Genomic DNA, 24,561 nt, shown 5'->3' with positions numbered 1-24,561 from the left:
CCCCGGACGGGGTCAGAAGGTGGTGACGAACACCAGTTGGCTGTAGAGGTTCTGGTCGTCGCTGCCGATCTGGGTACCGCCTTCGGCTGCACTCTTGTCCGGCTTGTAGAGGCCCACCAGGGGCATGACGATCAGGTTGTCGCTCACCGCCCATTCGGCGTAGAGGTCCAGCTCGCGGCCGTCGGTGTTGCCCAGGTCGCGGTCCAGTGTGTTGAAGTCGAACCACAGGGCGCCGAGGCTCAGGTTCTCCAGCGGCGACACCTTGAAGGCGACATGGTGGACCTGGGTATTGGTGTTGAACGGGCCGGCGTAGTTGGCCGCCACCTCGCCCTGGAACCAGGTGCCGTAACCACGGCTGAAGCCGGTGAACAGTGCGTCGTAACCTTCCGAGAAGCGGCTGTAGCGGTAGCTGACGTAGGGGCTCCAGGCCACATCGGAGAAGGTCCAGCCGGCTTCCAGGTACCAGGCGTTCTCGTCGTCGACCTCCTTCTTGTCCTGCCAGGCGTACTCGCCGGAGAGGAACAGGTTCTCCACGCCGGCGTTGCCCTGGCCGCGCACGCTGTAGGTCTTCATGCCGTCGCGCTCGGCCTGGAAGGGCGAAGCGAACTCTTCATCGATATCGCGGATATCAATGGCGGTCAGGCCCAGGGTGCCGGCTTCGGATACGTGCTCCAGATTGCCCACCCACATCTCGGGCTTGGCCTGGGCACGGTTGTCGGACTTGAGCCACATCAGGTCGCCGCGCAGGCCATCCTTGCCGCCCAGGCGCAGCACGGCGGTCTGGTCGAACGCCTTGCGTGCGGCCAGCCAGTAGGCGCCACCCCGGTTGAACTCGCCATCGGCAAGGCCCTTGCCGAGGTTCAGGGCGTCGCCGTTGATGAGGAAGCCGTCGCCGATCATCAGGTTCTGCCGGCCGAAGGAAACGTCCACGCCGTCTTCGCCCAGGGCCTCGAACAGCTGGCCGGAACGCCAGCCGAGGTAGGCGTCCTCGATCTTGGTGGTGCGCTCGGAACCGTCGGTGAAGCCCGCCGCGTCACCATCGCCCCAGGTGCCGGAGCTGAGCAGGTTGAACTTGCCGTAGCCGGTGCCGGCGCCGGCCAGGCCCTGGTCGAAGCTGATGCCGTACTTGGCATAGCCCTCGCGCCAGGACGAGGAACCCTCGCTCTTGGAACCGGTGATGGCGTAGTTCTCCTGGCTGTGGAACAGGCCGAACACGGCCTCCAGGTCGGCGTTCAGGTGGGTGTCGTCGTCGGCGTACAGCTCGTAGGCACCCGCCTGGCTGGCGGCACCCACCAGCAGGGCAAGGGTGGAGATTCGGAACAGGGCGGACCGCTTCATCGCAAGGCTTCCTTTTTGTAGGTATTGGCAGGGCTGCGTGTCTGCGACCGGATACTAAGGAGTTGCCGACGGCTGGCCTTGTGCGTGCTTGCCAAGGGCTTGAGCCTGCGTGCCAGATTCGGAATGGCCGGTGAAGAAAGTCCCTGTGGGGGCGAATTCATTCGCCAAGGGCGGCGCAGCCGCCCCCTTCGCCTCTGGCAGGGCGAACCTGCGGTCCGCTTGGCGATTGAAATCGCCCCCACATCCATCCACCGGCTGCGTGTTGCCGGGCCGCGTAGGGTGCGCCGTGCACACCGGATTTCCCGCGTGGGCAGCAGGCAAAAAAAACCGGCCCGAAGGCCGGTCATAAACTCACGCAGCGACTCGGTTTACGCAGCCTCGGGGCGTTTCAGCACCAGGGTGAGGATGTCGTAACTGGCGACCAGCTCGCCGTTCTGGTTGGTGACTTCCACGTCCCAGGCCACCACGCCTTGGGGCTCGCCCTTCGGGCTCTTCTTGCCCTGGTCGATCTTGCGCTTGCAGGTCAGGCGCGCCTGGATGGTGTCGCCGATGCCCACCGGATTGATGAAGCGCAGGGTGTCCAGGCCGTAGTTGGCCAGTACCGGGCCGGGGGCCGGGGAGACGAACAGGCCGGCAGCGGCCGACAGCACGAAGTAGCCGTGGGCGATGCGCTTGCCGAACTGGGATTCCTTGGCGGCCAGCTCATCGAAGTGCATGTAGAAGTGGTCGCCGGACAGGCAGCCGAAGTTGACGATGTCGGCCTCGGTGACGGTGCGGCGGTGGGTCAGCAGGGATTCGCCGATCTGCAGCTCGTCGAAGTAGCGGCGGAACGGGTGAACCTCGGTCTCGATCACCTTGGCGCCGCGCACGTGTTCGCGGGTCACGGCGGCCAGCATGGTGGGCGAGCCCTGGACGGCGGCGCGCTGCAGGTAGTGCGTCACCGCGCGCAGGCCACCCAGTTCTTCGCCGCCACCGGCGCGACCGGGGCCGCCGTGCTTGAGCACCGGCAGCGGCGAGCCGTGGCCGGTGGATTCGGCAGCGGATTCGCGGTCGAGGATATGCAGGCGGCCGTGCAGGGCGGCGGCTTGCGGTACCACGCGGGCCGCCACTTGCGGGTCCTTGGTGACCAGGCTGGCCACCAGGCTTCCCTTGCCACGGGCGGCCAGGGCGATGGCTTCGTCGAGGTCGTCGTAGGCCATCAGGGTGCTCACCGGGCCGAAGGCCTCGATGTCATGGGCGCCGCCTTCGGCGTGCGGATCGCGGGCGCGCAGCAGGGTCGGGGCGAAGAAGGCGCCTTCGTTGACGCCTTCGCCGCGCGGGGCGAAGCCATCGCGGGCGCCGAACAGCAGCTCGCTGCTCTGCAGCAGGGCGTCCAGACGCTCGGTGACGTCGGCCTGCTGGGCGTGGGAGGCCAGGGCGCCCATCTTCACACCCTCCACGGCGGGGTCACCGACCACGACCTTGGCAAGGCGATCGCGCAGGCGTTCGGCCACGGCGTCGATGTGCTTGGCCGGAACGATGGCGCGGCGGATGGCGGTGCACTTCTGGCCGGCCTTGACGGTCATTTCCCGGGCCACTTCCTTGACGAAGAGGTCGAACTCCGGATCGTCCGGGGTGATTTCCGGGGCGAGGATGGCGCAGTTCAGCGAGTCCGCTTCGGCGTTGAAGGGAACGGAATTGCGCACCAGATTGGCGTTCACCCGCAGCTTGGCGGCGGTGTCGGCCGAGCCGGTGAAGGTCACCACGTCCTGGCCCTGGAGGCGGTCCAGCAGGTCGCCGGTGCTGCCGATAATCAGCTGCAGGCTGCCTTCCGGGAGCAGGCCGGACTCGTGCATCAGGCGCACGGTGGCTTCCGTCAGGTAGCTGGTGGCGGTGGCCGGTTTGACGATGCAGGGCATGCCGGCGAGGAACGTCGGGGCGAACTTTTCCAGCATCCCCCAGATGGGGAAGTTGAAGGCGTTGATATGCACGGCGAGGCCGCCGCGCGGCACCAGGATATGGGTGCCGGCGAAGGTGCCCTGCTTGCCCAGCGGCATGGAGGGGCCTTCGTGGACGATGTTGCCGGAGGGCAGTTCACGCGCGCCGACACCGGCGTAGCTGAACAGGGTGGCGGTGCCGCCCTCGATGTCGATCCAGCTGTCGGCACGGGTGGCGCCGCTGTGGCGGGACAGGGTGTAGAGCTGTTCCTTGCGCTCGTTCAGGTAGAGCGCCAGGGCCTTGAGGCGCGCCGCGCGCTGTTGGAAGTCCATGGCCATGAGGCTGGCGATGCCACGCTTGCGGCCGAATTCGACGGCCTCGGAGAAGTCCAGGGCCTCCTCGTGGGTGCGGGCGATCGTGCTGCCGTCGATGGCACTGCGCAGTGCCTGGGCGCCTTGCTGGCCGATCCAGCGGCCGGCGATGAAGCTTTGCAGGGTAGTGGCTTGGGTCATCGGATGTTCTCTGCGAAAAAAGTGAGTGGAAGGGCCGCGCTCAATGGCGCGCGGCCCCGGCGGCGCCGATGCCGGTCATGGAACGGATGAACTGGGCCAGGTAGCGGCCGCGTTCCTGCCTGGCGCGCTCGGAAGCGTCGGTCATCGAGAGCAGCCAGGCACTGAAGAAGGCCAGGCCCATGGAGAACAGCGCCGGGTTGGAGTACGGGAACAGCGCCTTGTCGTGGTGCAGCACGTTGACCCAGACCGCCGGGCTCAGCACCAGCAGGACGATGGCCGAGAGCAGGCCGGCTACGCTGCCGGCGACGGCGCCACGGGTGGTCAGGCCTTTCCAGAACATGGAGAGGAACAGCACCGGGAAGTTGACCGAGGCGGCGATGGCCAGCACCAGGCCGGAGAGGAAGGCGATGTTCTGCGACTCGAAGAGGATGCCGAGGATCACCGCCAGCACGCCGATGCCGAGGGTGGCCATACGCGACACGCGCATTTCCTCGCGCTCGCTGGCTTTGCCCTTGCGGATCACGCAGGCGTAGAGGTCATGGGACACCGCCGAGGCGCCGGACAGCGCCAGGCCCGCAACCACCGCCAGAATGGTGGCGAAGGCCACGGCGGAAATGAAGCCGAGGAACAGGCTGCCGCCCACCGCGTGGGACAGGTGCACCGCCACCATGTTGCCGCCGCCGATGATGGCGCCGGCCGCGTCGCGGAATTCCGGGTTGGTGCCCACCATCACGATGGAACCGAAGCCCACCACGATCAGCAGCAGGTAGAAGTAGCCGATGAAGCCGGTGGCGAAGAACACCGATTTACGGGCTTCCTTGGCATTGCTGACGGTGAAGAAGCGCATGAGGATGTGCGGCAGGCCGGCGGTGCCGAACATCATGCCGAGCCCGAGGGAAATCGCATCGATGGGGTTCGACAGCAGTCCGCCCGGCGCCATGATGGCCGCGCCCTTGGTATGCACGGCGGTGGCGGCGGCGAACATGGCTTCGGTGCTGAAACCGAAGTGCTTGAGCACCATGAAGGCCATGAAGCTGGTGCCCGACAGCAGCAGGATCGCCTTGATGATCTGCACCCAGGTGGTGGCCAGCATGCCGCCGAAGGTCACGTAGAAGACCATCAGCACGCCCACCAGCAGCACGGCCTGGAGGTAGGACAGGCCGAACAGCAGCTCGATCAGCTTGCCGGCACCGACCATCTGCGCCACCAGGTACATCAGCGCCACGGTCAGGGTGCCGAAGGCGGCGGTGATGCGGATCGGGCTCTGCTCCAGGCGGTAGGACACCACGTCAGCGAAGGTGTACTTGCCGAGGTTGCGCAGGCGTTCGGCGATCAGGAACAGAATGATCGGCCAGCCGGCGAGCACGCCCAGGGCGTAGAGCAGGCCGTCGTAGCCGTTCATGAACATCATCGCGGAGATGCCGAGGAACGAGGCCGCGCTGATCATGTCGCCGGCGATGGCCAGGCCATTCTGGAAGCCGGTGAGGCCGCCGCCGGCGGTGTAGAAGTCGGCGGTCGAACGGGTGCGCAGGGCGGCCCAGCGGGTGATGCCGAGGGTGAACAGGACGAACGCCAGGAACATGTAGATGGCGTTCCAGTTCAGCGGACGCGCGGCTGCATCGGCGGCGAAGGTGCTTTCGGAGGCCAGCAGGCCGGTGGCGAGCAGCATGGAGGCGAGGGCTTTCATTGGCCGCACTCCTCCTTGACCTTGTCGTTCAGCGGATCGAGCACGCTGTTGGTGTGCTTCACATAGATGCCGGTGAGGGCGAAGGAGAGCAGGATGATGACCACGCCCACCAGCATGCCGACGCTGGTGACGCCTCCGTTGAGGGATTGACCGAGCACGCCGGGGGCGAAGGCCACCAGCAGCACGAAACCGTAGTAGATCACCAGCATGGCGGCGGTCAGGGACCAGGTCAGGCGCTGCTTGCGGCGGACCAGCTGGATGAAGTCCGGGTTCTCCCGGATACGATCGAGGTCTTGCGGGGTCATGGTTGCTCTCTCTTGTTGTGATTGTTGAGGCGCCCGTTCGACGGCCGACGGCAAGGCTTGCTGGGTCGAATGGGGTACTGCTGGCACTGCTTTTTTTGTCGTAGGAGCGAGCTCTGCTCGCGAATGCACGCGCGACAAAGGCTTCGCGAGCAGAGAACTGGGCGTCCCCCTCGCTCCTACGTGATCCGCTTAGAGCTGGTCGAAATCCAGGACCACTTTTTCGCTGATGGGGAAGGTCTGGCAGGACAGCACGTAGCCAGCCGCCACCTCGTAGTCCTCCAGGGCGAAGTTGCTGTCCATCTCCACCTCGCCTTCGACCACCTTGCACTTGCAGGTGGAGCACACGCCGGCCTTGCAGGAGTAGGGCAGCTCGGCGCCCTGGGCGTTGCCCGCATCCAGCACGCTGACGCTGTTGCGCGGCAGTTCGAAGGTCAGCTCGCGGCCATCGCTGATCACGGTGATGTGGCTGGTGGCGCTGTCGGTGGCACGGGCGGCCTCGCGGGCTTCGCGCCTGGCGCTGCTGCCGGCGGCGGCGAACAGTTCGAAGTGGATGCGCTCGGCGGGCATGCCGTTGGCTTTCAACTGGTCGCGGACGGTCTCGGTCATCGCCTGGGGGCCGCAGATGAAGGCGGCGTCCAGGGCCTTGGCGTCGATCCAGCGGCCGAACAGCTGGCCGCACTTGTCGGCGTCGATGCGACCGTTGTAGAGGTCCACGTCCTGCTGCTCGCGGCTGAACACGAAGATCAGGTTCAGGCGCTGCAGGTAACGGTTCTTCAGGTCTTCCAGCTGCTCGCGGAACAGCGCGGAGCCGCTGGAGCGGTTGCCGTAGATCAGGGTGAAACGGCTGTGGGGCTCGGTTTCCAGGGTGGTCTTGATGATCGACAGGATCGGCGTGATGCCGCTGCCGGCGGCCACCGCCAGGTAGTTGCCGTGGCGCGCGGCGTCCAGTTCCACGAAGAAGTGGCCGGACGGCGGCATCACTTCCAGGCTATGGCCGGCCTTCAGGCTTTCGTTGGCGTAGGCGGAGAAACGGCCACCGGCGACGCGCTTGATCGCCACCCGCAGCTCGCCGTCGTTGACGCCGGTGCAGATGGAGTAGGAGCGGCGCACTTCTTCGCCGTCCAACTGGGTGCGCATCACCAGGTGCTGGCCCTGGGTGAAACGGAAGGATTCAGCCAGGTCGGCGGGAATGTCGAAGGCGATGGAGACCGCATCACGGGTTTCCGGGCGCACTTCCTTGATCGTCAGGCTATGGAACTTGCTCATTGTCGTCGTCTCCGGTGGCTGGCCACTCAGATGCACTTGAAATAGTCGAAGGGCTCGCGGCAGTCGCGGCAGCGGTACAGCGCCTTGCAAGCCGTGGAGCCGAACTGGCTGAGCAGCTCGGTGTGCGCGCTGCCGCATTGGGGGCAGCAGACGTCACCGGAATCGCCCAGCAGGCTGCGCTTGCTGGTGCTGCCGGCCGGCGGGGCGATGCCGTAGGCGCGCAGGCGCTCGCGGCCGTCCTCGCTGATCCAGTCCGTTGTCCAGGCCGGGCTCAGGCGGCGCTCCAGCTGCGGCGCGGCAAAGCCGGCGCCTTCCAGCGCCTGCTCGATGTCGTGCTCGATCACCTCGGTGGCCGGGCAGCCGGAGTAAGTCGGCGTGACCACCACGTGCAGGTGGCCGTCCTGCCAGTCGAGGCCACGGACGATGCCGAGGTCGACCACGCTGACCACCGGAACTTCCGGGTCCATCACCTCGCCCAGCACCGACCAGGCGCGCGCCAGATCATCCGGCGCGCCGGGCCTGGCGCCGCGGTCGCTGGTAATCAGCTCACCAGGACGCATCGGGGTAGGCCCGCTGAAGGAACTGCATCTCGGCCAGGAGCAGGCCCAGGTGCTCGGTGTGCAGGCCACGGCGGCCGGACAGGTAGAAGTAGCTGGCCGGTTCCGGCAGCGGCAGGGTGGCGCTGGCGAAGATGTCGGCCACCTTGGACTTCCAGGCGGCGGCGATTTCCTCTGGATTCGGGGCGATGCCGGCGTCGCACAGGCGCTGCGCCACGTCGTCGCCGTTCACCATTTCGACGGTGAAGCGCCAGACTTCGCGAACGGCCGCCAGCATGCGCTTGTGGCTCTCCTCGGTGCCGTCGCCCAGGCGCTCCACCCACTCGCCGGAGCGGCGCAGGTGATAGGTGACTTCCTTCAGGGCCTTGGCGGCGATGCCAGCGACGCGCTCGTCGCTGGAGGCGGTGAGGCCGTGCAGCACCTGGACGTGCCAGGCGTCGTAAAGGAACTGCTTGGTGATGGTCACGGCGTAGTCGCCGTTGGGCTGCTCCACCATCAGCAGGTTGCGGTAAGCGCGCTCGTCACGGCGGAAGGCCAGGTGGTCGGCGTCACGGCCGTCGTCCAGCAGCTCGGCGGCGTAGTCCAGCCAATTGCGGGCCTGGCCCACCAGGTCGAGGCCGACGTTCATCAGCGCCAGTTCTTCTTCCAGCGCCGGGGCACGGCCGCACCATTCGCACAGGCGCTGGCCCTGGATCAGGGCGCTGTCGCCCAGATGCAGCAGGTATTCGATGAGGTCTTGCTTGGCAGTCATGGCAGGCGCCTCACATGTGGCCGACTTCAGCCGGCAGCTCGTAGAAGCTGGCGTGGCGGTAGACCTTGTCCTGGGCCGGGTCGAACAGCGGCTCCTTCTCGTCCGGGGAGGAGGCGGTGATCAGCGCAGAGGGCACCACCCAGAGGCTCACGCCTTCGTTGCGGCGGGTGTAGAGCTCGCGGGCGTTCTCGATGGCCATGCGGGCGTCGGCGGCATGCACGCTGCCGACATGCTTGTGGTTCAGGCCGTGCTTGCTGCGCACGAAGACTTCGAAAAGGGTCCACTCGGACATGATGATCTCCTCGGGAAAGGCGGCTTACGCGGCGTCGCGTTTCTGTTGTTGTTTGCGGGCATGGGCTACTGCGGCTTCGCGGACCCAGGCGCCGTCTTCGATGGCCTTGCGGCGGGTGGCGATGCGCTCGTGGTTGCAGGGGCCGTTGCCCTTCAGCACTTCGTAGAACTCGCTCCAGTCGATATCGCCGAAGTCGTAGTGGCCGCGCTCTTCGTTCCACTTCAGGTGCGGGTCGGGCGCGGTGCAGCCCAGCAGCTCCAGCTGCGGAACGGTCTGGTCGATGAAGCGCTGGCGCAGCTCGTCGTTGCTCTGGCGCTTGATCTTCCAGGCCATGGACTGGGCGCTGTTGGGGGAGTCGGCGTCGCTGGGACCGAACATCATCAGCGAGGGCCACCAGAGGCGGTTGATGGCGTCCTGAACCATGTCCTTCTGGGCCTGGGTACCGTGACGCATCATGTGCAGGAGGATTTCGTAGCCCTGGCGCTGGTGGAAGGACTCTTCCTTGCAGATACGGATCATCGCGCGGGAGTAGGGGCCGTAGGAGGTGCGCTGCAGCACCACCTGGTTGACGATGGCGGCGCCATCCACCAGCCAGCCCACCGCGCCCATGTCGGCCCAGTTCAGGGTCGGGTAGTTGAAGATGCTGGAGTACTTCGCCTTGCCGCTGTGCAGCTTGGCGACTTCCTCGTCGCGGTCGGCGCCCAGGGTTTCCATGGCGCTGTAGAGGTACAGGCCGTGGCCGGCTTCGTCCTGGATCTTGGCCATCAGCTGCAGCTTGCGCTTCAGCGTGGGGGCGCGGGTCACCCAATTGCCTTCCGGCAGCATGCCGACGATTTCGGAATGGGCGTGCTGGGAAATCTGGCGGATCAGGGTCTGCCGGTAGGCATCCGGCATCCAGTTCTTCGCCTCGATCTTGATTTCCGCGTCGATCTTTTCCTGGAAGGCGCGTTCTTCGGAGGTCATCTCCTCCAGCGCCTTCACGCGCTTCACGCCGGTCTCAACCAATTGTGCGTACATGCCGTTCTCCAGCCATGCAGGGTTCGTGGGGTGGCTTGGCCATGGCGCTATTTTTAAATGATACGAAAACAAATATCAAACAATAAAACGTGTATCGAATAGAGTTTTTGTATCGGATTGACGACCGGTTGGGGGGTGTCCGTGCATAAGAGACGGACTGAGCGAGCTGGTCTGCGGGGGAGGTTTGATGGCAGGAATAACGCGGCGCAATGCCTGGGCGCGGGGCTTGCGTCGGGGTGCTGCGGTGGGCGAGGGCAGTGGATTCAGGCTAACGCTGAAAAGTGATACGCAGAATTTGAAAATGTGTGATGAGAGTGTTCTGTTTGTGAGGCGGCCAGGGATGCCTCTGCGCCTCCCGGGGGCTGGGGCCGGACGCAGTTCCCCTGTCTCGCAGGTTCGGTGCCTGCGAGGCGGCTTCGCAACGAATCACTGACGGAAGCCAGGATTCGTGAACATCACGGAGTTCGGATCATTGAAGTGGATCACCACCCCGCGATTCTGGATGCGGTGGTCAAAACGGTGGTCAAAGCGATGGTCAAAGCGCGGATCAGTGATGAAGAACCGCGAGTTCGTCCTGCCAAAGCCATTACTCCGGTGGAATCCGTGGAAATGATGGTGGTGATGCCTGAACCCGTGGTTATGGAACATGAAACCGTGATGGTGATGCCTGAAGCCCATGTGGCTGCGGTGGTGGAAACCTCCGAAGTGACTGCCGCCGCGTCCGCCGGCCAGCATCATGGCGCCGTTGGTGTCGTTGCTGGGCCAGGGTTGCCCGGCGATTGTCTGGCTTCCGCCAAAGCAGGCGAGGAGCAGGACCAGAAGTTTGAGGATACGCATGGCGAACCCTCCACTCTCAAATCCCCCAGGAATTTACCCCCAGTACCCTGATTATAGTTTTCGACGGGGTGCACCCCGACGTGGGGCGACGGACCGGTGTCGTGTATGAGGGCGCCATACTGGATATTACGGGCCTTGTGGCTCGGGCGGAGGTGGGTATGCGCTTCGAAGCCTTTTCCTTCGGCTCCATCACCATCGATGGAGTCACCTATCCCCACGATGTGGTGATCGCCCATGGGCAGGTCAGCAAGCGCCGCAAGAAACCGTCGAAGAAGTATCGCGATGCCTATGGCCACACCCCGCTGTCGATCGAGGAAGACATTCCCTGGGACTGCCGGCGCCTGGTGATCGGTACCGGCACCGGCGCGCTGCCGGTCATGCCCGAAGTCAGGCGCGAAGCGGAGCGGCGGGGCATCGAACTGATCGTGGTGCCGACGGCGGAGGCCATCGAGCAATTGCAGGAGCGGCTGGGGCATACCCATGCGATTCTGCATCTCACCTGTTAGCTCGTTGCGGCGCTCTTCCTGGTTGGGGTGAATTCCCCGGTAGGGTGCGCCGTGCGCACCGGCGGTTTGACGGAGTGCCGAAGCCGACCCCGGAATCGGTGCGCACAGCGCACCCTCCGGTCTAGACCCGGCGAAAGGGGTCGGCCTTGTGCGGGGGGAGGATTTGCCCTCGGGCAGCCTGCTTTCGTCCTTGAGGGGCGGGAACTGTCCGGCTCGTCTAGAGTTCCAGGCGACGCACGGAGGAGTAGCGATCTTGGGATGTCCGCAGGTCTGCAGTGGCGCGACGCTGCAATGCAGTTTCGGTGTGGCGCCAGCGGTGTTGAACGTGCTGCCGGTGAACCGCACCCTGACGAGCGGGATGCCCGCGGCGAATATCATGGATTACATCCCGCTGGTGAATATTCCCACCTTCGGCATGTGCCAGAGCCTGGCCAACCCAACGGTGGCCGCGGCCACTGCCGCCGCACTCGGTGCGCTGACTCCCATGCCCTGCATCCCCGCCACGGCGGCGCCCTGGATTCCGGGCGGCGCACCTACCGTGCTGCTGGGCAACATGCCGGCGCTGGATTCCAACAGCACGCTGATGTGCACCTGGGGCGGTGTGATCAAGATCCAGATGCCCGGTCAGGTGCAGATGCAGATTCCCTGATCAGGCTTGCGCCGGTTCGGTCCAGCGTTTCCACCACCAGCGCAGCCGGGACATGGGCTTGCCCTCGCCATCCAGCGGTCTGCCGTCCTCCGCGTAGGGCTGGCCCGGCTCCAGCAACTGCCCCTTGAGGTAGTGGCTGCACAGCGCCAGTTGACCGTTGCTGTGGAAGCGCTGGTAGGGGCCGTCCCGCACCCCATCGCGATAGTGCTCGACTTCGGCCAGGCGACCGTCCGGGTAATAGCTGCTCGCCTCGCCATGCATCAGACCCAGGCGGTAGCTCACCTTGCGTTGCAGCCAGCCCTCGGGGGCATGAAAGGTGGCCACCCCGTGCAGCTTGCCGCGCACGTAGGGCATTTGCGCCGAGACCTTGCTGTTGGGGTGGAAGAGGGTGACCGGGCCGTTCAGCTCACCCTCGCTGTAGCTGAGCTGAGCCTGGGGGCGGCCAGCCTCTTCAATGCGCACCGGGCCTTCCAGTTGGCCGCCCTGGAGCTGGCCTTGCATACGGCTGTCGCCGCGGGTGAGGTCGAGCTTGCCGGATTGCGCCATGTTCAGTTCACCTTCACCAGGCCGCCCTTGATGGTCAGCATGCCGCCGCCATCCACGGTCTGCTCGGCGCTGGCCTTGTTGGTCAGGCTCACCCCGGCATCGTTGGTCAGGGTGGTGCCGGCCTTGTTGTCGAGGGATGTGCCCGCCTGATTGGTCAGCGACGTGCCGGCCTTGTGCGTGATGGACGTACCGGCCTGGGCGGCGAGGTCGGCGTCGCTCTTGATCGTCAGGCTGCCGCCGCTCTGCAGGGTGAGGGTGCCGCTGACCTTGATGGTCAGGTTGCCGTCCACGGTCAGCTCGTAGTTGCCGCTGACGCTATGGCTGTAGTTGCCGCCGGTGCTGTGGGTCTGGTCGGCGCCCACCTTTACGGTGCGGCTGTCCTTCACGTCCAGGGTATCGCTGCCGGTCTGGATGGTGACGCTGCGCTTGCCCTTCTCCAGGGTGATGGTCTCGTCGCCTTCCTTGACCGTGCGGGTGCGGGCGTTTTGCACGGTGAGGGTTTCGTCATGGCCGATGGTGGCGGTGCTGTCGTTGAGCACGTTCACCTTCAGGTCTTTCTGCGCCTGGAGGAACACCTCTTCGGCGTCCTTCTTGTCTTCGAAGCGCAACTCGTTGAAGCCGCCGCCACCCTTGGATGACTGGGTCTTGATCCCCGACTGTGTCTGGTTGTCCGGCAGGGCGTAGGGCAGGGTGTTGTCGCCGTTGTAGACGCAGCCGGTGACCAGCGGGCGGTCCGGGTCGCCGTCGATGAAGGTGACGATCACTTCCTGGCCGATGCGCGGAATGAACTGCATGCCGAAGCCCTTGCCGCTCCAGGGCAGCACCACGCGCACCCAGCAGGAGGCGGTCTCGTCATTCTTGCCGTCACGGTCCCACGGGAACTGGATCTTGATTCGGCCGTACTGGTCGGTCCAGATTTCCTCGCCGCTCTTGCCGACCACCACCGCTGTCTGGGTATGCATGCGCGGCTTGGGTGTGGCGCGCGGCGGGCGGTAGTGGGTGGCTTTGGGAATGGCTTCGAAGCGGTTGCGGTAATGCTCGTGGCTGGCCTCATGGGTGACCGCGGTCACCACCCAGTCGATGTTGAGCGACTCGTCGTCATGGCCGCTCAAAGTGAACCAGTGCCCCGGCACCAGCCAGCGGCAGTCGCTCTCGCCGATGAGGCGCTTCTCCTGGCTGCGCAGCTCGTCCACCCGCTGCTTGGACAGCGCATCGCCGCGCGCCTTGGCGGTATAGCCGCCGGGATGCTCGTACATCGACCGTGGCCCGGCCACCGCCTCGGCCTGGCTGTAGAGCGAGGTGGTGGGCGTGGTGAATGCGTAGTCCGTGGCGCTGTACACCCCAGCCACCGCCTGCAGGCACAGCTGCCCGGAACGCACGCCGTGCAACTCCCGTACGCCGATGCCCTGGCCCAGGTAAGGCACAGTCGGGCCATTGGGAATCTGCGGGAAGGCATCGTTGCTGTCGCCCAGCACCAGCGTGTGCTTGCCGTCCGCATGGGTGAAGAACCAGAAGATGCCTTCTTCCTCCAGCAGCCGCGAAACGAAGGCGAAGTCGGTCTCGCCGTACTGCACGCAGTACTCACGCGGGCTGTAGCTGCCGCTGAGCTTCAACTGGTAATCGGTAAAGCCGTGATCCGAGAAGATGCCGGTGACGATGTCGCTGGTCGTCTTGTTCTGGAACACCCGGTTGTTGCGGGCCAGGGTCAGCCACCAGAGCCAGGGGCGCAGTACCAGTTGATAGCGCTCGGCGGTGGCGTCGGCGGGGAGTTGGTGAATTTCGGCGACCAGGGCGTCGAGCGGGCGCTGGTTGGCGTCGTTGTGGAGCGTGGCGGTGACGTGGGAGGCCACTGCGCTGGTCAGGGGGAGGGCTGTGGCGCTGTAGCCATGCAGGGTCAGATTGCCAAGATCGTTCAGGGATTCCTTCCCGGACAGGTTTTCCGGGTAGAGGTCAGCCACTGACGTAGCAGCGAGGGAGAAACTGGCCGAGGCGTCTGTAGGGCGGGGCATCCGGAACCTCTTGGTGAAATCCTGCAGCAAGTCGTATCAGTCAGGCCGCTTCATGATCTGTATGAGGCAGGCCTGCGCGATGGAAGAGAGGCATTGCGCCAGTCTTGATCTTCATTCGGCAAGTCGGTGGAAAAGTCCCAGCCAGTCAATTGGCATAGGCATCGAAGATAATGGGGCGATGATCGGGGCCGCTCATGTCGAAAAAGTTCGCATGACCGGTGAGATCAACAGCTTCTATTCTCACGAAGGCTGATGCGAGTACCCAATCCAGTATCCCTCCGCTGTGGTGGGTCGGCAGGCCCTTCCAGCAATCGTAGGCAACTCCCGCAGTTTCGAGCTCACCAACTCGACTTATATCAAGATTAAGGTCGCCAGTGACGACCCAGTTTCCACCAAGTGATGTGCAGGCATTCAACTGGGACTTGGTTTGTCCATTTTGTCCTGACTTGAAGTGGGCCAGAAAAACATATCCGCTGTAATTGTTTACGCCTTTTGCTTCTACGGCAATCAGGTCTCTGTTCAGGTTTTTAAGGTTTCCCTGGCTGGTGACAGTCAGATTGGCAGATTTCCTTGTCATCACGATATAGCTGTTTGAGTATCCGCCGTGGTGGCACTCGACATTGTAGTTTCTGTATATGGCGCCAAGATTGTCTTCATAGTTGTCTTCCTGTGCGGAATGGACTTCGCAAAGAAAGATGAGGTCGACCTCTATCTGATTGCAGTAGGCAATAAATTCATCGACTTGAGTTCTTTTGTTCAGGGTGGAGGACTTTCCATTTTTTTCGAGATTGAAGCTTGCAATTCTCATTGTTGGGACCTTCCGGGTGGGCTGTCTGACTCAGCAGGCTCTCATCAGATTTCCATGTATCTCAGATCCACGCTGGAGAAGCAGTTGTTGCATACCCGGTGCGGCCCCTCACTGTTATCGTTGGAGTCTCTTCTCGCCGGATGCTTCAAATGCTTCTTCTTCTTTGAACAATCGTCACAAAAGATATCGCCGCACTGACGACAATGGTGCTTCCAGCGGAACATGCCGAATTCGTTGTTGCATCCGGCACAGCGCGTCCGTTCCGAATCGGGTATCCAGTTCGGAGTCCGATTGATTCTGTATGTTTTCAGATGGCGCCCATGCGCCGTTATGCCAGTTTCCAGGATGCTGGGTACAGAGGATTCAACTATCGGTTTCTTTTCCTGCTTCTGGACTGAATAAAGTGGTCCGCCGATCTTGATGGGCGCGCTACGTTTGATACCGGAAGAAGAGAAAACGATCGGTTCTTCGGGCTCATCTCCTGCGGCAATCTGGGCGAATGTCGTCCAATAGGTGTCGGTTTCGGAGTTGTCCCTGTACAGGCGGAGCCTGATTTTCGAGAGTTCGTCCACCTTTGCATCGCGTGGGAGTCCTGCGAGTGCTCTGCATGTGTTGTCGATGAAGTCGCACAAGAAGTGGACGGCGTGCTCTTGCTTGGGGTGGTAATGCCCACTGTGAAAGAAAAAATAGGAGCCCATGATTCGACCGGCGCAATGCACGGTATCGAAGCCGGCCAAAGCGGGATGCCCGCCGGATTCGTAATCACCCATTACCTGGACCGTGCGACCGTTCCAGACGAAATCCCTGCCATCAAACTGGTCATTGAGCAGACCGTTCTCAGTATTCTGGCGGGTGATGCCTTTACGCTTCTCAAGGTATCGGGTGCCATTGTCGAACATCACACCCGACATCATCAGAATGGGGCGCGAACTGCCGCCAATCAGTTTCAGTTTGGCTGATTGATATTCATCCCAGTTCATCCGTGCTTCACTCCTTCAGCTCCATGGTTCGTGCCCGCTTAAACAAAGGGTGAGGTGAGCGCGTCGTGGCGAGATTGAGAACCACGTGCAAGTTGCTACTCCAACACCCACTCCGCCAACTTCCCCGTCACCTGCGCCATCAGCACATTCTCGATATCCCGCGCTCCCGCTGAACTGCACTTGGCCAATACCGCTTTCACGATGGCCGGGTCGAAGTCGAAGTGTTTGCCGGTGGCGGCCTTGTAGCGGCCCTGGAGCTTTTCCAGCTTGGCGATGACGATGCCCTCCAGGGTCGCTTCGTCCAGCGGGCGGTAGGGCACCACGGTCATGCGGGCGAGGAAGGCGGGGCGGAAGGCTTGCAGCAGAACCTTGCGCAGGCGTTCGTTGAAGATGTCGCTGCCGAGCTGGTCAGCCGGGGTGTCGAGGACCAGTTCGGCGCCGACGTTGCTGGTGGCGAGCATCACGGTGTTCTTGAAGTCCACCACCAGGCCGGTGCCGTCTTCCATCACGCCCTTGTCGAAGACGTTGTAGAAGGCCTCCAGCACGTCCGGGTGGGCTTTTTCGATTTCGTCCAGCAGCACCACGGAGTAGGGGCGGCGGCGTACCGCTTCGGTGAGCACGCCCCCGGAGCCGTAGCCCACGTAGCCGGGCGGGGCGCCCTTGAGCTGGCTGACGGTGTGGGCTTCCTGGTACTCGGACAGGTTGATGCTGATGAGGTTGCGCTCGCCGCCATAAAGGGCGTCGGCCAGGGCGTACGCGGTTTCGGTCTTGCCGACGCCGGTCGGGCCCACCAGCAGGAACACGCCCACCGGTTTCTGCGGGTCGGTGAGACCGGCGCGGTAGGCCTGGATGCGTTGGGCGATGGTGGCCAGGGCCGTGTCCTGACCCATGACCCGTTGCGCCATGCGCTGGCCGAGGGTGCGCACGGCGTGGGCTTCGTCGGCGAGCATCTTGCCGATGGGGATGCCGGTCCAGCCAGCGATCACGGCAGCGACCGTCTTCGAGTCCACCTGCTCGGGCACCAGCGGATCGTCCTGGCGGATGGCGTCCAGCCCGGCTTCCAGGCGTGCCAGTTCGGCAGCCAGGTGATCGATGCGGTCGTCCAGCTCTTCGTTGGGCTTGCGGGCGTCGACGCTGTCGGAAAGGGCCAGCAGTTCGCGGCGGGCCTCCAGCAGCTCGCGCACCGCCTCGCGTTCCTCGCCCCAGCGGCTTTCCAGCTCGCGGATGGCGACGACATTGCTGGCGGATTCGGTTTCCAGCGCGGTGATGCGCTCGCGATGATCGAGGCCGGTGGCCTGTTCGCGGCGCAGGCGTTGCAGTTCTTCTTCCAGAGCCTGTTCACGGTGGCGCAGGCTTTCCAGCGGCGGCGGCACGTCATGCTGGCCCAGGGCGACACGGGCGCAGGCGGTGTCCAGCACGCTGATGGCTTTGTCCGGTAGCTGGCGGCCGGAGATGTAGCGGTGGGAGAGCTTCACCGCGTCATGGATGGCGGCGTCCAGCACCTGCACGCCATGGTGCTGTTCCAGCTTGGCGGCGACGCCGCGGAGCATCTCCACGGCCGTCGCCTCGTCAGGCTCCTCCACCTGCACCAGTTGGAAGCGCCGGGCCAGGGCCGGGTCCTTCTCGAAGTATTTCTTGTATTCCAGCCAGGTGGTGGCGGCCAGGGTGCGCAGTTCGCCACGGGCCAGGGCCGGCTTGAGCAGGTTGGCGGCGTCGCTCTGGCCTTCGGCGGCGCCGGCACCGATCAGGGTATGGGCTTCGTCGATGAACAGGATGACCGGCTTCTCGGCATTGCGGACGCCGTCGATCACGCCCTTGAGGCGCTGTTCGAACTCGCCCTTGACCCCGGCGCCCGCCTGCAACAGGCCGAGGTCGAGCACCCGCAGGCTGACGTCCTGCAAGGGCGGCGGCACATCACCGGCGGCAATGCGCAGGGCCAGGCCCTCGACCACGGCGGTCTTGCCCACGCCTGGCGCGCCGACGAGGATCGGGTTGTTCTGTCGGCGGCGCAGGAGAATGTCGATGCTCTGCCTGATCTCGCTGTCGCGTCCGACGATGGGGTCGATGCGCCCGGCGTGGGCGTCGGCGGTGAGGTCCTGGGTGTACTGGTCGAGGATGGAATCCTGGGCGCTGGCCGGGGCGGCCTTGCCCTTGGCGGTCTGGGTCGACGCCGGCTGTTCGCGGGACGCCTGGGTCCACTCCTGCAGATTGCTGCGCAGGGCCTCGCGGGGGATGCGCAACAGCGACGAGGCGCTGTTCAGCAGCAGGGTGCGGCGCTCGTCGCGGTCGAGCAGGGCGAGCAGCAGCAGGCCGGAGCGGATGCTTTGCTGGCCCAGCACGCTGGCCTGCACCACGGCGTCTTCCAGCAGGCCGACTGTCTGGGCGGAAAGGGCTGGTGTGCGGGTGTTGCCGGCCTTGAACAGCTCCAGGGCCTGATTGATCTCCGCCGCCAGCACATCGCGCTCCAGGCCGAAGCGCGGCAGCAGGTAGGCGAGGTCGCCACCTTCGATGTCCATCAGCTCCAGCAGCAGGTGCTCGATTTCCACGTAGTGATGGGTGCGCTGCAGGCAGCGTTGCGCGGCCCGTTCCAGGGCGCGGCGGCTTTCTCCGTTGAGGCGTCCGATCAGGCTGCCGAGTTCCATGGTCAGGCCACCTCCGTCTGGCGCAAACGCGTGTCGATTTGCTGCAGCTGTTCGCCGCGAAGTTGCAGGCCGCCGCTCCAGCGCAGGCGCGGCGGTTGCGTGCGATCCAGGCGCAGCGGCGGGCCGGGGCGGACCAGCAGGCGAAGCGCGCATTCCAGGTCCGGGCCGAAGTAGAGCGCGGCCAGGCTGGCGAGGCGGGCGTGTTCAGTGCCGTCCGGGAGGAAATCCTGTACGCGGTCGTTGGCCAGCGGGCCGAGGGTCAGGCGGATGCCGGCGTGTTCATCCCACACCCGGGTGCCGGCAATCGCATTGCGGCCCAGGCCCAGGTTGCGGCCCCTGCGCTGCAGCACGCTGCGGCTGGCGGGCGGGATGTCTCGCCAGCCGCCCTGGTAGGCCTCGTAGCGCACCGCAACGTTGAACTGGTGGCGGACCAGCGTGGCGAAGCCGGCCAGGGAACGCCGTCCTCCGGCAAACAGGGCGGTGCGCGCGGTCACGGCGGAGTCGGGCAGGGCAAGGCGGTTCTGCAGGGCTTCCGGCAGCAGGCCGCAGAGCGCCAGTAGCTGGTCCTGCGCTGGCGAGTCTTCCGGCGCGCAAAAACCCAGGGCCAGGCGATGCTTGCCCAGGACCCGGTAAAGCAGGCTGAGCAGGCGGTGCTGGAACAGGTCGAGGAATTCCGCCGGGGCGTGGTCCTTCTGCTTCGCCCGCTGTTGCAGCCATTCCTGATAGGCGTAGGGCAGTGGTCCGTCGGGGCCGCCGAGGCCGAAGACGGGTGTGGTCAGGGTGGGCGGTTGGCCGGGCTCTTCATCCAGGCGCTCCACCTGGCTGGCGGCAAAGGTCGGCGTCAGCGGACCGCGCAGGCGCATGGCTTCGCCTTGAGGCGCGCTGCCCTGGCCGAGGGGTTCGGCACCCGGTCGCTCGCGCTCCAGCAACAGGAGTGCTTGCAGGAGTTCGAAGGCCTGCGGCTCGTCGCGCAGGCGCCGGCTCAGAGGGAGAGGGGCATTCCGGCCTGGGGCTGCCACGTCCTGACCTCCTTGTCGGCATCGACCAGCACCGTCCGCACGAAGCGGTTGGCGGTCGCGTAGAGAGAAAAGAACTGCGCCAGCACGGCGGAGAAGAGCACCGCGCTGGCGCCGGCGAAGTGTTGCGGATCGAGGCTGAGGCGCACCTCCAGCCCATTGCGCCAGCCGCGCCAGGCGTCGTCGCCGACTCGTGCCACCACCCGCTCGCAGGTCAGTTGGTCGATGCCTTCGATCTGCCGGTGGACGCCGCCTTCGTCGCGCAGGTTGTGCAGGTGGAGCAGTTCGCGCAGCGCGTTAAGCGCCTGCGGCCCTTCAACCAGGGAAAGGTGATTGAGGGTGAGCTGCGACACCATGCGCCAGCGCGATTCACCGGAGAGACGCGGCAGGCTTTGCGGCGTGGGTGGATTGCGCAGGCTGGCTCGGGCGATGGGGCCGGGGCGCTCGAAGCCGAGACGGGTGCCGGCCGGCAGGTTTTCCGCCAGGTGCCGATTGGTGCAGAGCAGCTCGGCGGTCAGGCTGTATTCGGGGGCGTCCTGCAGTGGATCGAAGCCGGTGTCCACCAGGCTCAGGAGCAGGTCGGTGCCCAGGCGATTGGGTGTCATGCCCTGCACCCTGCGGGCATGCCAGTAGAGGCGCGCACCGGCGGCACGCGCACCATGGGCATGACCGTAGTAGGCCGCTACCGGGCTCACGCCACGGGGCGAGACGGCACGCAGGGTGCGGATGCTGTGAATTTCCACGCTGCTTTCGCGGTGGGCGTCGGCCACCAGGCGGTATTCGCTGCGGGTCCCGTCTGGGCGTAGCGGCTCCGAGGTGCGCGGGAACAGGTTGATGGCTGGCGCGCAGCCCAGGCGCAGATCACCGGGTTGCAGGTGCAGGCGACCCGCCGGGGCGCGGTCGAAGGGGATCACCAGCAGGCACTCGCGCCCGCCGTGCGCCGGCGGCCGGATCGGGATGTCGAAAAAGGCGAATTTGTCCGGAAACGTGAAGTACTCGGCCAGCAGGCGCAGACCGGGATGCTGGCCGTCTTCTTCGGGCAGCAGCGCCTGGTCGTCGGCAAAGCCCACCAGTTGTGGCTCGCCTGGGCAGGGGAGCAGTGGCTGACCGGGTACACCGCAATGAATGCCGAGGACGTGGGCGCCGAGCAGGTCGTACAGGGCGGCACTGGTGACCGGCGAGGCAGCCAGGTGCAGGCGCAGTTGGCGGATGGGCAACTGCGCCCAGTCGAACTCGCCCAGGCAGTGCAGCTCCAGGCGCAGGGCTGCGCGGGCGTCCGGCCGTCCGGTCAGTGCCACCGCCTCGTCGCCGTCCAGCAACGTCGCCTGGCCGATTCGGATGGGCCAGAGCACTGCGTCGGCCGTGGTGCGGAAATGTACGCTGGCGCCCTGGCTGGTGGTGACGAACAGGGGGGTGTCACGCGGCATCCGGTAACCCTCGGCCAGGCTGCCCTGGGTCGGGTCGGGCTCGAACTCGACGATGGCGCAGGAGGGCAGGGGACGGAGGGCCAGGGGGTAGAGCTGTTCCAGCAGGGCGTCGCTGAACTCGGCGTAGTCGTCGTCGAGGCGCCGTTGCAGGCGTGCAGTCAGCAGGGAGAAGCCTTCCAGCAGGCGCTCCACGTGCGGGTCCGGGCATTCGTCGGGCGCCAGTTCCAGGCGTCGGGCGACCTTGGGGTAGCGGGCGGCGAAGCTGGCACCGGCATGGCGCAACCAGGTGAGTTCGCGCTGGTAGTAGTCCAGCAGCTCCGGGTCAATCGAGTCGCTCATGGCGCACCTCGAGGCCCTCGTCGCTGTTGTCGATGATGAACACCGCCGGCCAGGTGCGTTGGCCGCTGCGCAAACTGCCGCCAAGGCGGATACGTAGGCGCTGGTGCTGGCCGGGGACGGCGTCGGCGTCCACTTCAGTCAGGTGCAGGCGGGGTTCGAAGTGCTGTACGGCGGCGCGGATTTCCCGCACCAGTTGGCGCCGGTCATCTCCGCGGCGCGCTTGCAGGGCGCTCCAGTCGCCGATGCCGTAGTCGAGGATGGTCAGGGGGCGGCCGCTTTCAGCACGGGCGCGACGGGTGTTGAGCAGCCGCGCCAGTTCCTGGCGGACGGACTCCGCCAGGGCCTCGCGGTCGAAGGCCGGCGCCTCCTCCGCCTGGGCGGCGAGGCGCTCGAACAGCGGCGGGAGCAGGCCGGCTTCCGACATGACCGGGCGGCGTCCTTACTTGGCCACCTTGTTGGCGGCCAGGTCCCAGGTGGACGCTGCGGTGCCCTCCTTGGTGCCGTCGTCCTTCTGCGCGGTGAGCTCCCATTTAATCTTGGTGAAGTTCATCGACAGGGTTTCCACCGGTTTGCCACCGGCGCCGCCGCTCACGCTGACGTTGGAGAGCACCACGTTGTCCAGGGTGTAGACGATGAAGGGCAGGACCTTGCCGTCGCCCTCGGCGGCGTTGCGGCCGATGGTGATCTTCGCCGTGGTGATGGGCTTGCCGGCGCAGCAGTACTCGTTCAGCGACGGGGTGGAGGTGTCGATGAACTTGGTGACGGTGAATTCGCCGATGTGCGGCCGGCCGGAAGTGCGTTCCGAGTTGCTGACGTCGTTGGTGACCTGCATGGCCACGTTGTGGCTGTAGGACATCAGCTCGATCTTGTCGGTAAAGCCCTCGAGCAGGCTGTCGCCTTTGATGTCGTCGCCGAGGTCGAGAATGATCGCATCCATCGCATGGAACTCCTGAATCTGGAAAGTCTGGAGAAGAGGGGGGTGACCGCCCGCCGGGGTCGCCGGCGGGCGGCGCAGGTCAGGCGGCTACCGGCGGCGGCAGGCTGGCCACCAGGCGGATCGAGGCGGTCAGTTCCTCCAGCTGGAAGTGCGGTCGGAGGAACACGGTCGCGCGGTAGGCGCCCGGCTTGCCGGCCACTTCCGACACGTCCACCCGCGCTTCACGCAGCGGGTACTGCGCCTTGATTTCCTGCGGTGCGTTGTCGTTGATCAGCACGTAGTCGGCGATCCAGTTGTTCAGGTAGGTCTGCACGTTGTCGCGGGTCATGAAGCTGCCCACCTTGTCGCGCATGATCACCTTCAGGTAATGGGCGAAGCGCGAGGCCGCGAGCACATACGGCAGCATGGCCGAGATGCGTGCGTTGGCGTTGGCCTCGTTGGTGTTGTAGAGCTTGGCCTTGTTGGTGGTCTGGCCGCCGAAGAACACGGCGAGGTCGCTGTTCTTCTTGTGGCAGAGGGCGATGAACCCGAGGTCGTTGAGTTCCTTCTCGCGGCGGTCGGTGACAGCCACTTCGGTCGGGCATTTCAGCGACAGGTCACCGGAACTGGTGCGGAACGTGTGGGCCGGCAGGCCTTCCACCGCGCCGCCGCCTTCGGCGCCACGGATCGCCGCGCACCAGCCGTACTTGGCGAACGCCTCGGTGATGCGCTGGGCCAGTGCCCAGGCGGCGTTGCCCCAGAGGTATTTGGAGTGGTCGGTGCCGTTGACGTCTTCAACGTAGTTCATGCCTTCCACCGGCAGGGTGTCCGGGCCGTAGGGCAGGCGCAGGAGGAAGTGCGGCAGCACCAGGGAGACGTAGCGCGAGTCTTCGCTCTCGCGGAAGCTGCGCCACTTGATCAGCTCCTGGCTCTCGAAGATCTTCGCCAGGTCGCGCGGCACGGCCAGCTCGGTGAAGCTGTTCATGTCGAACAATTTCGGGTTGGCGGCTGCGATGAAGGGCGCGTGGGCGGCGGCGGCGACGTTGGAGAGTTTCTCCAGCAGGGCCACGTCCTGGGGATGACGGCCAAAGCTGTAGTCGCCCACCAGCAGGCTGAAGGGATGGCCGCCGAAGGTGCCGTATTCCTCTTCGTAGATCTTCTTGAACAGCGCGCTCTGGTCGAACTCGACGGCCTTCTCCAGGTCGGTCTGCAGTTCCTTCTGGCTGACGTTGAGCAGGCGCAGTTTCAGACGGGTGCTGGTCTCGGTGTTCTGCACCAGCAGGTGCAGGCCGCGCCAGGAGGCTTCCAGCTTCTGCAACTCGGGGTGATGCAGGACTTCGTTGAGCTGGGCGCTGATCAGTTCGTCGATCTGGCTGATGCGGTCGTTGATCATGGCCACGGTGTCCTTGTCGATGGCCATGCCTTCGTCGAGGACCTGGGTGGCGAATTCCGCGAGCATGTCGCGGGCGTAGTCCTGCTGGCTGTCGTCATGGGCCATGCGGCCCTCGGCGATGATGCGGTCGAGCAGGGTCAGGGTCTGAGTGGTGCTCTCGCTGTTCGCACCGGCTTCTGTTGCCATGGGCGATTCCTCCTGGAAGTCGGGCTAGGGATCAGGCCTGGGGTTCGGCCGGTGCTTCGCCTTCGCCCTCGGGCGCGGCGGATTCGGCTTCGGGACGCGCCGACTTGATCTCCTGCAGGCCATCGGTGTTGCTCACCACTTCCTGCAGCAGCTTGTCGAGGTCGTCGTTGCCATCCAGCTTGGTGAGCAGGTCGCGCAGGCGCTGGCGGGCTTCGAACAGGCGGCGCAGCGGAGTGATCTGCTTGACGATGTTGACCGGATCGAAATCGTCCATGTCCTTGAAGCGCAGCTCGACGTTGAGCTTGCTGCCGTCGCCGGTGATGGTGTTGTCCACCTGCAGGGTGGAACGCGGCGCGATGGACGCGAGGACCTGGTTGAAGTTGTCGCGATCGATCTCGGTGAAGCGACGCTCGATGAGCTTCGGCAGGGGCTGTTCGGGCTTACCCGAGAGGTCGGCGAGGATGCCGACGACGAGCGGCAGTTCCTTTTTCTCTATGGCGTCGCCGATCTCGACGTCGTAGGTGATCTGTACCCGGGGCGGGCGTACGCGATCCAGTTTGTGCTGCGTGCTTTCGGCCATGTTGGTGGGCTCCGGTGCATTGCTGAGAGCGCAATGCATCGGACATGTCCTGTCATCGCACTCCATTGCTGGATCACGAGTCGAC

General features: G+C 65.1%; 23 protein-coding genes. 2 read left to right on the top strand and 21 right to left on the bottom strand.

Annotated features, from left to right (window positions below):
* Positions 1 to 12: 12 nt before the first annotated feature.
* The 10 genes from TQ98_RS15755 to TQ98_RS15710 all read right to left on the bottom strand — a co-directional run bounded on the left by TQ98_RS15755 (position 13) and on the right by TQ98_RS15710 (position 10,479).
* Entirely contained in the window at positions 13 to 1,338 is a 1,326-nt protein-coding gene (locus TQ98_RS15755) for a hypothetical protein (protein ID WP_044874312.1), read from the bottom strand.
* A 368-nt stretch (positions 1,339 to 1,706) separates the two neighbouring features.
* Positions 1,707 to 3,767: a phenylacetic acid degradation bifunctional protein PaaZ gene (gene paaZ / locus TQ98_RS15750; protein WP_044874313.1), complete on the bottom strand. Its 2,061-nt coding sequence runs from the start codon at positions 3,765 to 3,767 to the stop codon at positions 1,707 to 1,709.
* A gap of 40 nt (positions 3,768 to 3,807) precedes the next feature.
* The gene (locus TQ98_RS15745) at positions 3,808 to 5,454 is read right to left on the bottom strand and encodes a cation acetate symporter (protein WP_103102983.1); all 1,647 of its coding nucleotides are present in this window, start codon (positions 5,452 to 5,454) and stop codon (positions 3,808 to 3,810) included.
* Complete coding sequence (locus TQ98_RS15740; protein ID WP_044874314.1) at positions 5,451 to 5,759, bottom strand: DUF485 domain-containing protein; 309 nt, start codon at positions 5,757 to 5,759, stop codon at positions 5,451 to 5,453. The genes TQ98_RS15745 and TQ98_RS15740 overlap by 4 nt, the downstream gene beginning before the upstream one ends.
* A gap of 189 nt (positions 5,760 to 5,948) precedes the next feature.
* Complete coding sequence (gene paaE, locus TQ98_RS15735; RefSeq protein ID WP_044874315.1) at positions 5,949 to 7,025, bottom strand: 1,2-phenylacetyl-CoA epoxidase subunit PaaE; 1,077 nt, start codon at positions 7,023 to 7,025, stop codon at positions 5,949 to 5,951.
* Positions 7,026 to 7,051: 26 nt separating this feature from the next.
* A complete protein-coding gene (paaD, locus tag TQ98_RS15730) occupies positions 7,052 to 7,585 on the bottom strand; it encodes a 1,2-phenylacetyl-CoA epoxidase subunit PaaD (protein WP_044874316.1) in 534 nt (177 codons plus the stop codon).
* Positions 7,572 to 8,333, bottom strand: coding sequence for a 1,2-phenylacetyl-CoA epoxidase subunit PaaC (paaC, locus tag TQ98_RS15725; protein WP_044874317.1), 762 nt, complete (start codon positions 8,331 to 8,333; stop codon positions 7,572 to 7,574). Before paaC ends, paaD begins: the two co-directional genes overlap by 14 nt.
* A 10-nt stretch (positions 8,334 to 8,343) precedes the next feature.
* Entirely contained in the window at positions 8,344 to 8,625 is a 282-nt protein-coding gene (gene paaB, locus TQ98_RS15720; protein ID WP_103102982.1) for a 1,2-phenylacetyl-CoA epoxidase subunit PaaB, read from the bottom strand.
* A gap of 24 nt (positions 8,626 to 8,649) precedes the next feature.
* Entirely contained in the window at positions 8,650 to 9,642 is a 993-nt protein-coding gene (gene paaA, locus TQ98_RS15715; RefSeq protein ID WP_044874320.1) for a 1,2-phenylacetyl-CoA epoxidase subunit PaaA, read from the bottom strand.
* Between the two features lie 426 nt (positions 9,643 to 10,068).
* Positions 10,069 to 10,479, bottom strand: coding sequence for a hypothetical protein (locus TQ98_RS15710; RefSeq protein WP_044874321.1), 411 nt, complete (start codon positions 10,477 to 10,479; stop codon positions 10,069 to 10,071).
* A 158-nt stretch (positions 10,480 to 10,637) separates the two neighbouring features.
* Between TQ98_RS15710 and TQ98_RS15705 the strand changes: the two genes are divergently transcribed.
* Together TQ98_RS15705 and TQ98_RS15700 are read left to right on the top strand one after the other, a co-directional pair.
* Complete coding sequence (locus TQ98_RS15705) at positions 10,638 to 10,985, top strand: MTH938/NDUFAF3 family protein (protein ID WP_044874322.1); 348 nt, start codon at positions 10,638 to 10,640, stop codon at positions 10,983 to 10,985.
* Between the two features lie 253 nt (positions 10,986 to 11,238).
* The gene (locus TQ98_RS15700) at positions 11,239 to 11,634 is read left to right on the top strand and encodes a DUF4280 domain-containing protein (RefSeq protein ID WP_044874323.1); all 396 of its coding nucleotides are present in this window, start codon (positions 11,239 to 11,241) and stop codon (positions 11,632 to 11,634) included.
* Here TQ98_RS15700 and TQ98_RS15695 read toward each other — a convergent pair whose 3' ends face one another.
* From TQ98_RS15695 to tssB, 11 genes are all read right to left on the bottom strand, one after another.
* Positions 11,635 to 12,180 carry a toxin-antitoxin system YwqK family antitoxin gene (locus TQ98_RS15695; protein WP_044874324.1) on the bottom strand — a complete coding sequence of 182 codons (546 nt, stop codon included), beginning with the start codon at positions 12,178 to 12,180 and terminating at the stop codon, positions 11,635 to 11,637.
* Positions 12,181 to 12,182: 2 nt separating this feature from the next.
* Complete coding sequence (gene tssI, locus TQ98_RS15690; protein ID WP_044874325.1) at positions 12,183 to 14,189, bottom strand: type VI secretion system tip protein VgrG; 2,007 nt, start codon at positions 14,187 to 14,189, stop codon at positions 12,183 to 12,185.
* A 145-nt stretch (positions 14,190 to 14,334) separates the two neighbouring features.
* Entirely contained in the window at positions 14,335 to 14,997 is a 663-nt protein-coding gene (locus TQ98_RS15685; RefSeq protein WP_044874326.1) for an endonuclease/exonuclease/phosphatase family protein, read from the bottom strand.
* Between the two features lie 44 nt (positions 14,998 to 15,041).
* Entirely contained in the window at positions 15,042 to 15,977 is a 936-nt protein-coding gene (locus TQ98_RS15680) for an FYVE zinc finger domain-containing protein (protein WP_044874327.1), read from the bottom strand.
* A 95-nt stretch (positions 15,978 to 16,072) separates the two neighbouring features.
* Entirely contained in the window at positions 16,073 to 18,619 is a 2,547-nt protein-coding gene (gene tssH / locus TQ98_RS15675) for a type VI secretion system ATPase TssH (RefSeq protein ID WP_044874328.1), read from the bottom strand.
* Between the two features lie 2 nt (positions 18,620 to 18,621).
* On the bottom strand, positions 18,622 to 19,638 hold the full coding sequence (gene tssG / locus TQ98_RS15670) for a type VI secretion system baseplate subunit TssG (RefSeq protein WP_044874329.1): 1,017 nt from the start codon (positions 19,636 to 19,638) through the stop codon (positions 18,622 to 18,624).
* Positions 19,602 to 21,401 carry a type VI secretion system baseplate subunit TssF gene (tssF, locus tag TQ98_RS15665; RefSeq protein WP_044874330.1) on the bottom strand — a complete coding sequence of 600 codons (1,800 nt, stop codon included), beginning with the start codon at positions 21,399 to 21,401 and terminating at the stop codon, positions 19,602 to 19,604. The genes tssG and tssF overlap by 37 nt, the downstream gene beginning before the upstream one ends.
* Positions 21,385 to 21,825 (bottom strand): type VI secretion system baseplate subunit TssE, encoded by a 441-nt coding sequence (tssE, locus tag TQ98_RS15660; RefSeq protein ID WP_044874331.1) that lies wholly within the window; start codon positions 21,823 to 21,825, stop codon positions 21,385 to 21,387. The genes tssF and tssE overlap by 17 nt, the downstream gene beginning before the upstream one ends.
* 15 nt (positions 21,826 to 21,840) lie before the next feature.
* The gene (locus TQ98_RS15655; RefSeq protein ID WP_044874332.1) at positions 21,841 to 22,338 is read right to left on the bottom strand and encodes an Hcp family type VI secretion system effector; all 498 of its coding nucleotides are present in this window, start codon (positions 22,336 to 22,338) and stop codon (positions 21,841 to 21,843) included.
* A 79-nt stretch (positions 22,339 to 22,417) separates the two neighbouring features.
* Entirely contained in the window at positions 22,418 to 23,896 is a 1,479-nt protein-coding gene (gene tssC, locus TQ98_RS15650) for a type VI secretion system contractile sheath large subunit (RefSeq protein WP_044874333.1), read from the bottom strand.
* Between the two features lie 31 nt (positions 23,897 to 23,927).
* The gene (gene tssB, locus TQ98_RS15645) at positions 23,928 to 24,476 is read right to left on the bottom strand and encodes a type VI secretion system contractile sheath small subunit (RefSeq protein ID WP_044874699.1); all 549 of its coding nucleotides are present in this window, start codon (positions 24,474 to 24,476) and stop codon (positions 23,928 to 23,930) included.
* Positions 24,477 to 24,561 lie beyond the last annotated feature (85 nt).

Source organism: Pseudomonas sp. LFM046, assembly GCF_000949385.2.
Taxonomy (GTDB): Bacteria; Pseudomonadota; Gammaproteobacteria; order Pseudomonadales; family Pseudomonadaceae; genus Metapseudomonas.
The sequence above is the reverse complement of the archived record's forward strand: the minus strand, read 5'-3'. Positions and strand labels throughout refer to the sequence as shown.

What these genes read in the sequence shown, in the direction of transcription:
- TQ98_RS15755 (WP_044874312.1), bottom strand. Translation starts at nt 1,338, where the DNA reads ATGAAGCGGTCCGCCCTGTTCCGAATCTCCACCCTTGCCCTGCTGGTG.
- paaZ (WP_044874313.1), bottom strand. Translation starts at nt 3,767, where the DNA reads ATGACCCAAGCCACTACCCTGCAAAGCTTCATCGCCGGCCGCTGGATC.
- TQ98_RS15745 (WP_103102983.1), bottom strand. Translation starts at nt 5,454, where the DNA reads ATGAAAGCCCTCGCCTCCATGCTGCTCGCCACCGGCCTGCTGGCCTCC.
- TQ98_RS15740 (WP_044874314.1), bottom strand. Translation starts at nt 5,759, where the DNA reads ATGACCCCGCAAGACCTCGATCGTATCCGGGAGAACCCGGACTTCATC.
- paaE (WP_044874315.1), bottom strand. Translation starts at nt 7,025, where the DNA reads ATGAGCAAGTTCCATAGCCTGACGATCAAGGAAGTGCGCCCGGAAACC.
- paaD (WP_044874316.1), bottom strand. Translation starts at nt 7,585, where the DNA reads ATGCGTCCTGGTGAGCTGATTACCAGCGACCGCGGCGCCAGGCCCGGC.
- paaC (WP_044874317.1), bottom strand. Translation starts at nt 8,333, where the DNA reads ATGACTGCCAAGCAAGACCTCATCGAATACCTGCTGCATCTGGGCGAC.
- paaB (WP_103102982.1), bottom strand. Translation starts at nt 8,625, where the DNA reads ATGTCCGAGTGGACCCTTTTCGAAGTCTTCGTGCGCAGCAAGCACGGC.
- paaA (WP_044874320.1), bottom strand. Translation starts at nt 9,642, where the DNA reads ATGTACGCACAATTGGTTGAGACCGGCGTGAAGCGCGTGAAGGCGCTG.
- TQ98_RS15710 (WP_044874321.1), bottom strand. Translation starts at nt 10,479, where the DNA reads ATGCGTATCCTCAAACTTCTGGTCCTGCTCCTCGCCTGCTTTGGCGGA.
- TQ98_RS15705 (WP_044874322.1), top strand. Translation starts at nt 10,638, where the DNA reads ATGCGCTTCGAAGCCTTTTCCTTCGGCTCCATCACCATCGATGGAGTC.
- TQ98_RS15695 (WP_044874324.1), bottom strand. Translation starts at nt 12,180, where the DNA reads ATGGCGCAATCCGGCAAGCTCGACCTCACCCGCGGCGACAGCCGTATG.
- tssI (WP_044874325.1), bottom strand. Translation starts at nt 14,189, where the DNA reads ATGCCCCGCCCTACAGACGCCTCGGCCAGTTTCTCCCTCGCTGCTACG.
- TQ98_RS15685 (WP_044874326.1), bottom strand. Translation starts at nt 14,997, where the DNA reads ATGAGAATTGCAAGCTTCAATCTCGAAAAAAATGGAAAGTCCTCCACC.
- TQ98_RS15680 (WP_044874327.1), bottom strand. Translation starts at nt 15,977, where the DNA reads ATGAACTGGGATGAATATCAATCAGCCAAACTGAAACTGATTGGCGGC.
- tssH (WP_044874328.1), bottom strand. Translation starts at nt 18,619, where the DNA reads ATGGAACTCGGCAGCCTGATCGGACGCCTCAACGGAGAAAGCCGCCGC.
- tssF (WP_044874330.1), bottom strand. Translation starts at nt 21,401, where the DNA reads ATGAGCGACTCGATTGACCCGGAGCTGCTGGACTACTACCAGCGCGAA.
- tssE (WP_044874331.1), bottom strand. Translation starts at nt 21,825, where the DNA reads ATGTCGGAAGCCGGCCTGCTCCCGCCGCTGTTCGAGCGCCTCGCCGCC.
- TQ98_RS15655 (WP_044874332.1), bottom strand. Translation starts at nt 22,338, where the DNA reads ATGGATGCGATCATTCTCGACCTCGGCGACGACATCAAAGGCGACAGC.
- tssC (WP_044874333.1), bottom strand. Translation starts at nt 23,896, where the DNA reads ATGGCAACAGAAGCCGGTGCGAACAGCGAGAGCACCACTCAGACCCTG.
- tssB (WP_044874699.1), bottom strand. Translation starts at nt 24,476, where the DNA reads ATGGCCGAAAGCACGCAGCACAAACTGGATCGCGTACGCCCGCCCCGG.